Here is a 12,435-nt window from a genome sequence, read left to right on the forward strand (position 1 = left end):
TTTAGCAGCGAAGTTGCCCAGAACTCGCTAAACTAAGCACACATAAGCGAATTCTGGGCGGTTGCAGAGGAGCACAGCATGCATGAGTTAGACCACTATATTTACCCTCACCGGGTGCTCCACTGGCTGGTGGCGGGGGCGGCACTACTCTCGCTGGCGAGCGGTTTGACGCTGGGTTTTTTGGGCTTTGAGCGGACGGTAGAGTTGATCGGCACGGGGGTTACCAACCTGCTGTATACCAGCCATAAAACGCTGGGCGTGACCATACTGCTGCTGATGACGCTACGCATCATCACCCGGATCGCGTTCGTGGTACCCGACCACGACCCACCCTTGAATGGCTTCGAGCGTGTCGTCAGTACCAGCGTGCATCATTTGCTCTATGCGGCCTTGGTCGTGATGCCGCTATTGGGTTGGGCGGCCACCGCCAGCGGGGGGTTCCCAGTCGAGTTCTTTCATTGGCACCTGCCAGGACTCATTGGCGAGCATCCGGCGCTTTCCGAGCGGCTCTTTACCTGGCATGGTTGGCTCGGCTGGGCCATTGTGGTGCTGGTAACCCTGCATGTATTGGGCGCGCTTTATCACTGGCGTATCAAGCGTGACAACGTTATGAAGCGTATGAGCCTGTTTGACTAAGCTATTCGTCTTACGGCTTTGCTGAGTAGTAGCGTATATCGCTGTCGGCTCGGCTGGCTTTAACGTCGTACATTTTTCCATCGGCTTCGTAGATAAGTTTCTTCAGGCAATAGTGATCACCTTGGCTGACGCTCATGCCGATGCTGACGTCAATGCTGACCAGCTCACCACAAGGGAGCTTGATGGGCTTGCGTATGGCGGCATTGAGGCGTTGGCGAATATCGTTGAGGACGGTGGCATCGTCAATGCCCTCAATCAATAAAATGAATTCGTCTCCCCCGAAGCGTGCACAGTGGTCGTGCGTGCGGGCCAGGTGTTCGATACGCTTGGCGACTTGCTGAAGTACAAAATCGCCGGCTTCATGCCCATATTGATCGTTAACGGGCTTGAAACGGTCCAGGTCGAGCATGAATAGCGCCACTGGTTGCCCGATATGCTGACTGCGCTGGAGGGCCTTTTCGGCGCAGTCAGTGAGGCCTTTACGGTTCAGTAGCCCGGTCAGCATGTCGCGGGTGGCTAGGTACTCAAGCGCTTTTGTGCGATCGGCAACCTTTTGTTCCAGAACCGCTTCCTGGCGTTTCAGCGTCGTCAGCATTTCGTTCTGAGCGCGTTCTTTTTGTCGCTTCAGCTTGTTGAAGCGCGCGGCCAGCGCAAACGATAACAAGAGCATTTCCATCGCGGAGCCAATCTGAATGCCGTGCAAGGTAATAAAATTGGCCGGCAAAATGCCTAAATTGCGCAGTGCAAACACACAGGCGCCAACCAGAAACAATGACCAGGCCAAGACAAATATCCGCGCGCTGGGCACGCGTTGCGTGACGCAGTAAATACCGCATATCAGGATCGTCAGTGCGGCCATGAACCCGGTCACGTCCATCAGTCGCAGGGCTGGCTGAATAGGTAGCAGCATAGTTGCCACGAGGGCGAGCAAGCAGTAGACGCGGAAATAGCTCAACAGGCGATGCCAGCGGGGCGTGAATTTTTTCGTTTCAAGAAAACTTTGGGCAAAAAACGTACCCATGGTAGAGGCAAAGATGAAGCCGATCGCGACCAACCGTGACGTGTTTTCGCCCAGGAAGCTCCAGAACATCAGGGTGCCGATGCCGTTGAAGGTTAAAATCGCGACGGTAAACCCCAACGTAAATAGCGAGTAATATAAAAAGACGCGCTCTTTGAGACCAAAAAATAACAATAGGTTATAAAGACCAAGGCCCAAAAGTATGCCGAAATAGGTCGCGAGCCAGAAATTGTGCCGATCATTCTGCTGGTAGAACGCCTGCTCAGAAAGAAGGTTGTAGTTCAGCATCTTGCTGCCCGCCGCGTTGACCCTGGCATATAGAGTGACCGTTTCGCCTGGCGCCAGATTGAGCGGAAATACAGCCTGGCGATGGGCAAGTTCTCGTTGCTCTATGGGAACGGCGCTGCCGCTTATTTTTTGTTCATTATAACGCTCATGCATTACATGCAGCATGACGCGATCCAGAAAGGGATATTCAAACTCAACGATCCAACGCTGGGAATGTTCCGTGGGGTTCTCGACCTGGGTGCGCAGCCACACCTCGTCGGGTGTATAGCCAAAATTCAAGTCGCTTTTGTGCTGAGCCTGGGTGAATGATGGGTTGCGTTCAAGCAGCTCCTTAAGCGTAAGAGACTCATTGCTCTGCCAGAACTGGGTGTGGTCGGTAAGTGAATAGCGAGACTGATCAGGAGAGGTGACCAGCGAAGCGACAGCTGGTTGCCAGCAGGTTATCCAGATCAGCAGCAGCAAGCCCACGCAAACCTTGCGGTGCAAAAAACATGAATACATAAGAGGTCGCTTTGGTTATGTTCTTCTGCTCCCCGCGCTGATGTCCCTTTAAGCTGTTACCGATGCCGGGGTATTGTCTTCGTTATCGCCAAACCTCTATGTATGGCGTCAGTACGATGCTGTACATACAAGTACAAAGGAAGCTTAAGATACTCTGGCCGTTACGTCGTTTTGATGACATGGATTGCGTCAACGATAATTCAGCCTTTCACCGTGGGACTGCCGAACTCGAATGGGCTAACGCCATTGTAGAACGGTTTTGTGGTGGCATAGGAAAAATGGATGATCTAGGTCAACGCAACTTGCGAAAGTCGGTCGGTGAGACGCTGCACCAGGTTGCCGCTATGCCGCCAGTAGTGCCAATGGAGTGGGACGCTAAGTGTTTGACCTGGCGCAATGCTGACCAGCTGGCCGCTTTCGATCAGAGCATGGGTTTGTAGCTCGGGCATCATGCCGTAGCCAATGCCTGCCGCTGCCAAACGAATAAACCCCTCCGACGAAGGGCATAGGTGGTAGGGAAATCGGCCATGGTAGCCGCACTGGGCGAGAAATTGGTGCTGCAACTGATCATGTGGGCCGAAGACGATGGCCGGGGCCTCTTGAAAAGCCTCATCGCTGGGTCCATCAGGGAAGTGCCGCGCCGCATAGGCGGGGGAGGCAAGCGGGTGGTAATGCATCTCGCCCAGCGCCAGGCTGCGTGCCCCGGCAATCGGCTGCGGTGTTGCGCAAAGGCAGGCCGCGACATCGCCATCGCGCAAGCGCTTCAGGCCGACGTCCTGGTCTTCGATAACAAGATCCAGCAAAAGCCCTTCGGTCTGACAGATGTCGGCAATCGCCTCGGCCCACCAGGTCACGACGCTATCCGCGTTAATCGCAATACGAAGGCGAGGAGCGGGATCATCCAGCGTGGGCAATGAGCCACGCAGGTCGCGTTCTAACAGCTGGACCTGCTGGTAATGCGTTAACAGCCGCTGGCCGGCGGGGGTCGGCGCCAGGTGGGGGTGGCGGATCAACACGGGCTGTCCTAAACGCACTTCCAAGGCTTTCAATCGTTGTGACACGGCCGACTGCGAGAGCCCCAGTACGTCCCCTGCGCGTTCAAAACCGCCACATTCCACCACGGTCGCCAGGGCATGGAGCAGTTTGTAATCGAGCATAGTGGTGTTCCCAGGGCTGAAGAAAATGACGTAAGGCAAACAAGCGGGATTATATTCAGCAATACGCGTTATAGGTCTGCAAATGGGATTGAATCCCATGAGCCAATGGATTACATTTCACATTGAGGCTCAATAACAACCTAGCATTTTACTTTAGCCGTTTCTGTAGTGCCTTAACCTAAAAGGATACCGTCATGCCCGCCACCATGCTCCGTCGCCCTCTTGCAGGCATCGTTGCGCTTAGCGCGCTACTGCCTTTTGCCTCAGTTTTTGCCGACACCACCGCTGACGATACCGTCAGCGCCGATGCGGTGGTGACTCACTATGCCGACCTGGCGCATGCCAATTACGCCGATGCGCTCAACGCCGCCGAGGTGTTGAACGAGCGTATCGACGAATTGCTGGCCAACCCTACCGACGAAAACCTGAAGGCCGCCAAGCAAGCCTGGCTGCAAGCGCGTATTCCCTATCAGCAGAGTGAAGTGTTTCGCTTCGGCAATGCCATCGTGGACGACTGGGAAGGACAGTTGAATGCCTGGCCTCTCGATGAGGGCATGATCGATTACGTCGAAGGCGATGACTACCAGCACGAACTGGGTAACGAAGGTGCCACCGCCAATATCATTGCCAACGAGCAAATCAATGTGGGGGGCGAAAGCCTGGACGTTAGCGAGATCACCCCGGAATTACTCGCCGACCTGAATGAAATTGGCGGTTCGGAAGCCAACGTCGCCAGCGGCTACCACGCCATCGAGTTTCTGCTCTGGGGTCAGGATCTGCACGGCTTTGAAGCAGGCAACGGCGAGCGCCCGGTGAGCGATTATCAAACCGGCGACGACTGCACCCACGGTCACTGCGACCGCCGCCGGGACTATCTGGACGCGGTATCCGATCTGCTCGTCGACGATCTTGAGTGGATGGTCGCCCAGTGGGCGCCGGACAGCGAGGACAACTATCGCCAGGAACTGCTGGCGGAAAGCGATCAGGAAGGCCTGCGGCGCATGCTGTTCGGCATGGGCTCGCTGTCGCTGGGCGAGCTGGCCGGCGAGCGCTTGAAGGTGGCGCTGGAAGCCAACTCGTTCGAGGATGAGCACGACTGCTTCAGCGACAATACCCATAATTCCCACTACTACAACGGTCAGGGTATTCAGAATATCTACACCGGCACCTATCAGCGCCTTGACGGCAGCGTGGTCGAGGGGCCGTCCCTCGAAGACCTGCTGGCGCAGGAAGACAGCGAGTTGGCCGGTGAGCTTCGTCAGCAGCTCGACGCCACGATGGCGCGCCTTGATGCGATCAAACAGGCGGCGGAAGCGGAAAGCTCGCCAATGGCCTTCGATATGATGATCGCCCCCGGCAATGAGCAGGGCAGCGAATTGATCAACGACGCGATTCTCACCCTGGTGGCGCAAACGGGCTCCATCGAGCAGGCCGCCGGCGAACTGGGCGTGACGTCCCTGCAGCCGGATGACGCTGGCCATCAGTTTTAATTCAACCTGTTGATGCCCATGAGCCGCCGGTGGCTTCGTCACCGTGCGGCTTTTGCGCTTCGTGTCACGCGACATCCGTCTCAAGGTATTCCCATGTGCCGCTTATTCCGTGTCTCGCCAAGCCGGTGTTCGCTATCCGGTCTTCTGCTGGTGCTGATGACCATGTCCGCGCAGGCAGCCGAATCACCTGACCAGGATTATCCCCTTCAGACCACGCCCATGAGCGGCGGTGATGGGTCGGTGGAGCAGTTCGACCACAACGCCTACTCGTTGCCGCTGGGCAACATGTCCATGACCAAACGGCTGGATTTCAGCGTCGGCAATAGCTTCTTCCGTAACCCCTGGGTGGCGGCCCCCGCCAGCACTGAGGCCCGCGATGGCCTGGGGCCGCTATTCAATACCAATAGCTGCCAGGGCTGTCACATAAAAGATGGACGCGGCCACCCGCCGACCGGCGACGAAAACCCTATCGCGCTGTTTCTGCGCCTCTCGCTGCCTCCTCAGCAAGCGGAGCCGGCGGTTCTGGAACAGCGCGGCGCGCTCCCCGTACCCAACTACGGCCTACAGCTACAAACGGCGGCGATATCAGGCGCGCAGCCAGAGGCCAAAATGCTGATCGACTATCGCCCTCGGGAAGTGACGTTTGCCGATGGCACCAGCGTTACCCTGCAGGAACCGGTCTACTCGATTGCCGAGCCCGCCTACGGCGAGCTGCCCGGGGATTTGCAGACCTCGCCGCGGCTGGCACCGCCGATGATTGGCCTGGGGTTGCTGGCGGCGATTCCCGACGCTGATCTGCTGGCGGCCGCCGACCCTGACGACGCCGATGGCGACGGCATTTCCGGTCGTGCCAACCGGGTGTGGGACGTGCGTCGAGGGACCACGGTGGTCGGGCGTTTCGGTTGGAAAGCCGGCGAGCCCAGCATCGAGCAGCAAGGCATGCACGCCTTTGCCGGCGATATGGGGCTGACGTCCAGCCTGGTACCGCAAACCGACTGCATGCCAAGCCAGGGCTGCGATAACTTCCCTAACGGCGGTAACCCCGAAGTCAGCGACGACGTGGCCGACTTCGTGACCTTCTACGCCTCCAGTCTGGCAGTGCCCATGCGCCGCCATATGGATGACCCGGCGGTTCAGCGAGGGGCTGAACGGTTCAACGCGCTGGGCTGCGCCAGTTGCCATACGCCCCGTCATCGTACCGCAGCGGATGCCGACCGCCCGGCGTTAGCGGATCAGATAATATGGCCTTATAGCGACCTGTTGCTCCACGACATGGGCGATGCCCTGGCGGACAAGCGCAGCGAGTTCAAGGCCGATGGTCGTGAGTGGCGCACCCCGCCGTTATGGGGCATCGGGCTGGCGCAAACGGTCAATCCCAGGGCGGGGTTTCTTCACGATGGCCGCGCCCGCACCCTGGAAGAAGCGATTCTCTGGCACGGGGGCGAAGCTGACGAGGCCACCCAGGGCTACCTTGAGTTGCCCGAAGACCAGCGCGCTGAGCTCATTCGTTTTCTTGAATCCCTGTAAAGGGCGTTGAATGGTTGAAAGGCTTGATTGCCAAGGAGTTTAGATGATGGCTGCGTTTCGACGACTGGGGTTGCTGGCCTGTGCGTTTCTGGCGGCACCGCTTTCTTTTGCTACGGAGAACACCACCCCGCGGGAAATGTGGCACAGCGCCGTGGAGATGCAGTACGCCGAGTTGAGCGCCGCCTCCGAGCGTCTGGAGACTAGCGCCGCGCGTTTCTGTCAGGGCCCCGACGAAGCACTCAGGCAGCGGCTGGAAGATGACTGGCTGAGCGCTTATCAGGCCTGGCAGGCGGTGCGCTTTATCCAGTTTGGCCCGGTGGAGCAGAACAGCCGGGGCTGGCAGTTGCAGTTCTGGCCGGATCGCAAGAATCTGGTTGGCCGCAAGGTGAACGGCTGGCTGAAAGCGCCCGACGCACCGGATGCTCAGGCGATTGCCCGCGACAGCGTGGCGATCCAGGGCTTTCCCGCTCTGGAGTACCTGCTTTATGACGACGCCATGGATCAGCAGGCCCTTGGCGAGCCGAATGCCTGTGCGCTCATGCGGGCCATCACGACCCATCTTGCGGATACCACCAGTGCCCTGCAGCGCGACTGGCAGGCCTTCGGTGAACACTATCTTGCGACCGCTGACTACACCGAAACCACCCTGGCCAGCGCTATCCAGGCCCTTGAACTGCTCGAAGATAAACGCCTTGGTGAACCCATGGGCCTCAAAGGGGCTCCCGCCAACGGCTATCTGGCGGAAGCTTGGCGCAGCGACAACTCGATCCGCTTGGTAGAGAGCAGCCTGGAGGGACTGCGTACCGGTTTCTTGCCGGGCCTGACCGCGCTGCTGCGCGAGGCGGATGCGCTACCGCTCGCCGAGGCGCTTCGTGATCAGTTGGATAAGACACTCGTTCAAGCCAGCGAACTGCCACCGGGCTTGGTGTCTGCTCTGGACGACGAAGCGGTGTTTCGCGGTCTGCAGTCGCTCTATCTGGATATCAGCCAGTTACGCCATCTGCTGGGTAACGAGATCGCTGGCGAACTTGGCCTGGTACGCGGCTTCAATTCAAGCGACGGGGATTGAGCCATGCAGCGACGCCAGGTACTCAAGGTAGGGTTGGGCAGCGTCGCCATGGCGCTAACACCGCTAAGCTGGGCACTGCCCGCTCGAGAGGAAGTGGATTGGCTGTTTAGCGCGGTGGATAACCCCAGCGGTGGGCATTTTATCGCCGGGGTGGCGCTGGATGGCCAGGCCCGGTTTATGATCGAGGTGCCCGAGCGCTGTCATGGAGGCTGTTTACGGCCAGATTCCCGCCAGGCAGTGCTGTTCGCCCGCCGTCCCGGTACGCGGATGCACGTGATCGACGGCGACAGCCGCCAACTCGCCCATACCATCGACGCCGGGGAGGGTTACCACTTCTACGGGCATGGCGTGTTCGATCTGAGTGGGCGATATCTGTATGTCACCGCCAATCGCCTGGCGGATAGCGCTGGGCTGGTGCGGGTTTACGACGCTGCCAACGGCTACGCCCATGTGCGTGATATGCCACTTGAGGGAATTGGCCCTCACGAGCTTCGGTTGATGCCGGATGGTGACAACCTGGTCATTGGCTTGGGCGGCATTCAGACCCACCCCGACTACGGCCGGGTAAAGCTCAACCTGGACACCATGGCCCCGGCACTGGTGCTGATGGATCGCCATAGCGGCGAAATTCTGGCCCGTCACGAGCCCTCGCACCACCAGTTAAGCTGCCGTCATCTGGACGTGGCAGCGGACGGCACGGTGATTGCGGGTTATCAGTTCGAAGGCCCCGAGTGGGAGACCCATCCGCTGATTTGCCGCCTGGATGCCGCCGGGCATTTTTCAGAACTGGCGCTGCCCGATGAGGTCACCGCCAGCCTGCACCAATACACCGCCAGCGTCGCGTTTAGCCGCGTCTCGACCAATGTTCTGGTGACCGCCCCGCGCGGCAATCGGGTGCTGCTGCTGGATGCTGAACAAGGCCGTCTGACCACCAGCCTGGAACTGCCCGACGCCGCCGGCGCCCGCTGTGATGGCAACGGCGGCTTTCTGGTCTCCTCCGGCCAGGGCGGGCTCTACCGGGTAATCCCTGGCTCGGCAACGCCCGAGCTGCTGGCCAGCCTGGAAATCCGCTGGGATAACCACCTGACCTGATTAGCGCTGACCTGTTTAGTGCTGACCTAGGTAGCGCACGCCTTGCATGGCGATCGTCGAGAGCAGGAAAAACCCAGCGGCCAGGGTGACAATGGTCGGGCCAGTCGGGGTATCGAAGAGGTAAGCCGCTTTAAGCCCCGAGGTGACCGCCAATGACGCAATGCCTGCCGCTACCAGGGCCATTATTTCGGGGGTTCGGCAGAAAGGCCGGGCCGTTGCGGCGGGGATAATCAGCAGGGCGGCAATCAGTAAGGCACCCACAACCTTGAGCGCCACCGCCACGACCATAGCGAGAGAGAGCGTGAGAACTAATTGCTCCCGGCGTGGCTGAATGCCGCTGGCGTGGGCGAGTTCATCGCTGAGCGTGGCGGTCAGCAGTGCCGACCAGCGCCAGCCGAGTAACGCCAACACCATCAGCGTGCCGCCCCCGATGACCCATAAGTCGTCTTTGCCAACGGCCAGAATATCGCCAAATAGATAGGCATTGAGGTCGACACGTACGCCCGATATAAACGAAACGGCAACCAAGCCAATCGCCAGGGCCGAGTGCGCCATGACCCCGAGCAGGGTATCCATGGCATAGCCACGTCCGCTGAGCAACGTCACGCAGGCGGCCATGGTCAGGGCAATCATTAACACCCCTGCAAAAATAGAGATATTAAGCAGTAACGCCAATGCAACGCCGAGAATGGCAGCGTGAGAGGTTGCATCGCCGAAGTACGCCATGCGTCGCCAGACCACAAAGCAACCGAGTGGCGCGGCGGCAAGGGCGACGAAAAGGCCCGCCAGGGTCGCGCGCCACATGAAATCATCCAGCATGGGCAGCTTCCTCGTGTTGGTGGCGATAAACGGCGAGCATTTGGGCTGTCTGCTCGCCGAATAACGCCTGATAGTCGGGGGAGGAGGCAACCCGCTCGGGTTTGCCCTCGCAGCAGATGTGGCCGTTCAGGCACAACACATGATCAGCGGTGCGCATCACCACATGCAGGTCATGGCTCACCATCAAAATCCCGCAGCGATAGGATTGGCGGACCTCTTCGATCTTTTTATAGAAGTCAGCGACACCTCGATAATCAAGCCCTTGTGTGGCTTCGTCGAGAATCAGGATGTCGGGCCTGTTGATGAGCGCTCGGGCCAGCAACACGCGTTGCAACTGCCCGCCGGACAGCTGGCTCATCGCCGCATTGTGTAACCCTTCAACCCCGGCATTTGTCAGCGCCTGGTGCACATCGTCCCGGAGGTGGCGGTGGGGAAGGTTAATAAAGCGCGAGACGGTGATGGGGAGCGTCGGGTCTAGATGCAGCCGTTGGGGCACGTAACCGATATTCAGGCCTGCGTCGATTTCCACACGGCCTGACGTTGGCTTGATGGCGCCCACCAGCGTTTTAACCAGCGTGGATTTTCCCGACCCGTTGGGGCCAATTAACGTGACGATTTCTTCGCGATGCAGCGCCAGGTGGATGTCTTCAAGAATCGGTTTTCCCCCGATGCGTACGTTGAGCTGGCAGGCACGCAAAAGGGGAGCGCTAGGGGTAATAGATTGGAGCATCAGCAGGCAAACTCTAGCTTACGTATTAATTGTTATGTTATAACATATATGGTGTGGGCGGCCAAGACAAAGTGCGGCCAAAAGCGCCTGACCATAAGACGACGATTATTTACCTGCTGTTGACCATTAGGAGAGAGCCATGACGTATCGCTTGGCACATTACGCCTTACCGCTGTTGGTGGGCCTTCCCTTGACGGCCTTGGCCGATGTTCCCCGTGTGGCGGTGGATATCCCGCCGGTGCATTCACTGGTGGCCAAGGTGATGGGTGATCGTGGGTCACCCGAGCTTTTCATCCAGCCCGGCGCATCCCCCCACGGTTATTCACTACGGCCCTCGGAAGCAGACGCCTTGGATAATGCCGATCTGGTTGTATGGGTAAGCAACGATCTAACGCCATGGCTATCAGGCCCGGTGGAGAATCTGGCCGGCGATGCCAGGCATCTGGAGTTGATGCGCGTCTCCGACATCAACACCTTTGCCTATCGCGAAGGCGCGACGTTCGATGTCGCTGACCACGACCACGACCACGACCACGACCACGACCACGACCACGACCACGACCACGACCACGACCACGACCACGACCACGACCACGACCACGACCATGGTCATGGTCATGGTCATGATCATGATCATGATCATGCCCATCATCATGACGGACAAGACCCGCATGGTTGGATGGATCCTGACAACGCACGCCATTGCCCAGCAGCTTGGTGAACTGGACCCGGAAAACGCAGATTATTACCGTGACAATGCGGCGAAAGGTCGACAAGCGCTTGAATCACTTGAGCAAGACATCGAAGAGCGCTTGGCCACCAGCGAGAGTACTCGCTTTATCGTGTTCCACGACGCCTATCAGTATTTTGAGAAGGCGTTTGATGTAACGGCAGCGGGCGCGATTTCCATCGGCGATGCCTCCTCACCCAGCCCTGCACGCATTGAAGCTATTCAAACGCTGGTCAACGAAGAGGACATTCACTGCGTCTTCAGCGAGCCGCAGTTTAACCCGCAAATTGTCGATGCCGTCTTTGGCGATACCGATACCTATATCGGCGTCATGGACCCCCTGGGCGTTGACCTAACGCCTGGCCCCGAGCTTTACGACGCGCTGCTCAACCAGATGGCGGATGAAATCCAGCATTGCACAAACGCCATGTGACTGGCTGGAAAGGCTGGCGCGTCACTGCGCCACGGCGATATTGTGCTCCCCGTTCGGGTGCTTCATGACCTGCATGGGGAGCCCGTAAATCGCTTCCAAGGTGCTGTCGCACATCATGTCATTGGGGGAGCCGCAGGCCAGTAGGCGGCCGCTGTGCAGCGCCATCAGTTCATCGCAGTAGCGCGAGGCCATGTTGATATCGTGCAGCACGATAATCACCCCGAGGTTTAGCTCATCGCACAGCTTGCGAATCAGCGCCAGGACTTCGATCTGGTGGGCGATATCCAGCGCTGCAAGTGGCTCATCCAGGAGTAGAAAACGGCTGCCCTGTGCCAACAGCATGGCAAGCCAGACTCGTTGACGCTCGCCGCCGGAAAGCGTATCGACCAGACGGTCGGCGAAGTCCTCGGTGTGGGTGAGGGCAATGGCGCGGTCAATAGCGTCCTTGTCTTTTTGGGTGTGGCGCCCCAGCAGGCCGTGCCAAGGGTAGCGGCCAAAGGCCACCAGCTCGCGCCCGGTAAGACTCTCAGCGCTGGGCAGGTGTTGAGGTAAATACGCGACTTGGCGAGCGAACTCGCGGTTGCCCCAATCACTCAGCGGGCGCTGGTCAAAGTAGATCTCTCCCTGGCTGGTAGGCTGCTGCTGGGCCATGAGCTTTATCAAGGTCGACTTGCCCGAGCCATTATGGCCAATAAGGCCGTAAATCCTGCCTTCCTGAAAGCTATGTTCAATGGGCGTTAGAATCGGTTTTCCATTGATTTCGAAGGTGGCCCCTTTGACCTCGAACATGAATCACTCCTAGCGATGCGTTAATGACCATGGCTCCATTCTAGTGCTAATAGTTCTCATTTTTAACAAAGAAATGGAAAAAAATCACGCGGGAGCGACTGCGCTCTGTGCAGGCGCGCTATCGGTAGGCAGAAGGAGAGGTGCCGATCAGGCATG

Annotated in this window: 10 protein-coding genes and 1 pseudogene; 6 read left to right on the top strand and 5 right to left on the bottom strand. The window is 58.5% G+C overall.

The window, feature by feature from the left end; translation table 11 throughout:
* Positions 1–78: 78 nt before the first annotated feature.
* Positions 79–636 carry a cytochrome b gene (locus tag QC816_RS01580; RefSeq protein WP_085918241.1) on the top strand — a complete coding sequence of 186 codons (558 nt, stop codon included), beginning with the start codon at positions 79–81 and terminating at the stop codon, positions 634–636.
* A 10-nt stretch (positions 637–646) separates the two neighbouring features.
* On the opposite strand, the gene QC816_RS01585 is transcribed toward QC816_RS01580, so the two are convergent.
* Both QC816_RS01585 and QC816_RS01590 read right to left on the bottom strand, forming a co-directional pair.
* The gene (locus tag QC816_RS01585) at positions 647–2,443 is read right to left on the bottom strand and encodes a sensor domain-containing diguanylate cyclase (RefSeq protein ID WP_309780642.1); all 1,797 of its coding nucleotides are present in this window, start codon (positions 2,441–2,443) and stop codon (positions 647–649) included.
* A gap of 287 nt (positions 2,444–2,730) precedes the next feature.
* Positions 2,731–3,600 carry a LysR family transcriptional regulator ArgP gene (locus QC816_RS01590; RefSeq protein ID WP_309780643.1) on the bottom strand — a complete coding sequence of 290 codons (870 nt, stop codon included), beginning with the start codon at positions 3,598–3,600 and terminating at the stop codon, positions 2,731–2,733.
* 194 nt (positions 3,601–3,794) lie between these two features.
* On the opposite strand from QC816_RS01590, the gene QC816_RS01595 reads away from it, so the two are divergent.
* The 4 genes from QC816_RS01595 to QC816_RS01610 all read left to right on the top strand — a co-directional run bounded on the left by QC816_RS01595 (position 3,795) and on the right by QC816_RS01610 (position 8,778).
* Positions 3,795–5,090 carry an imelysin family protein gene (locus QC816_RS01595; RefSeq protein WP_268902027.1) on the top strand — a complete coding sequence of 432 codons (1,296 nt, stop codon included), beginning with the start codon at positions 3,795–3,797 and terminating at the stop codon, positions 5,088–5,090.
* A gap of 93 nt (positions 5,091–5,183) precedes the next feature.
* The gene (locus QC816_RS01600) at positions 5,184–6,617 is read left to right on the top strand and encodes a di-heme oxidoreductase family protein (protein WP_309780644.1); all 1,434 of its coding nucleotides are present in this window, start codon (positions 5,184–5,186) and stop codon (positions 6,615–6,617) included.
* Between the two features lie 43 nt (positions 6,618–6,660).
* Positions 6,661–7,686 (top strand): imelysin family protein, encoded by a 1,026-nt coding sequence (locus QC816_RS01605; protein ID WP_309780645.1) that lies wholly within the window; start codon positions 6,661–6,663, stop codon positions 7,684–7,686.
* Between the two features lie 3 nt (positions 7,687–7,689).
* Positions 7,690–8,778, top strand: coding sequence for a DUF1513 domain-containing protein (locus QC816_RS01610; protein ID WP_309780646.1), 1,089 nt, complete (start codon positions 7,690–7,692; stop codon positions 8,776–8,778).
* 15 nt (positions 8,779–8,793) lie between these two features.
* On the opposite strand, the gene QC816_RS01615 is transcribed toward QC816_RS01610, so the two are convergent.
* Together QC816_RS01615 and QC816_RS01620 are read right to left on the bottom strand one after the other, a co-directional pair.
* Positions 8,794–9,597: a metal ABC transporter permease gene (locus QC816_RS01615; RefSeq protein ID WP_066319694.1), complete on the bottom strand. Its 804-nt coding sequence runs from the start codon at positions 9,595–9,597 to the stop codon at positions 8,794–8,796.
* A complete protein-coding gene (locus QC816_RS01620) occupies positions 9,587–10,327 on the bottom strand; it encodes a metal ABC transporter ATP-binding protein (protein WP_264823532.1) in 741 nt (246 codons plus the stop codon). The genes QC816_RS01615 and QC816_RS01620 overlap by 11 nt, the downstream gene beginning before the upstream one ends.
* Before the next feature lie 262 nt (positions 10,328–10,589).
* On the opposite strand from QC816_RS01620, the pseudogene QC816_RS01625 reads away from it, so the two are divergent.
* Positions 10,590–11,490, top strand: a pseudogene (locus tag QC816_RS01625) (zinc ABC transporter substrate-binding protein).
* A 21-nt stretch (positions 11,491–11,511) separates the two neighbouring features.
* Here the strand turns inward: QC816_RS01625 and QC816_RS01630 are convergent.
* The gene (locus QC816_RS01630; protein WP_066319705.1) at positions 11,512–12,279 is read right to left on the bottom strand and encodes an ABC transporter ATP-binding protein; all 768 of its coding nucleotides are present in this window, start codon (positions 12,277–12,279) and stop codon (positions 11,512–11,514) included.
* Positions 12,280–12,435: the final 156 nt, after the last annotated feature.

Source organism: Vreelandella janggokensis (genome assembly GCF_031451615.1).
Taxonomy (GTDB): domain Bacteria; phylum Pseudomonadota; class Gammaproteobacteria; order Pseudomonadales; family Halomonadaceae; genus Vreelandella; species Vreelandella janggokensis.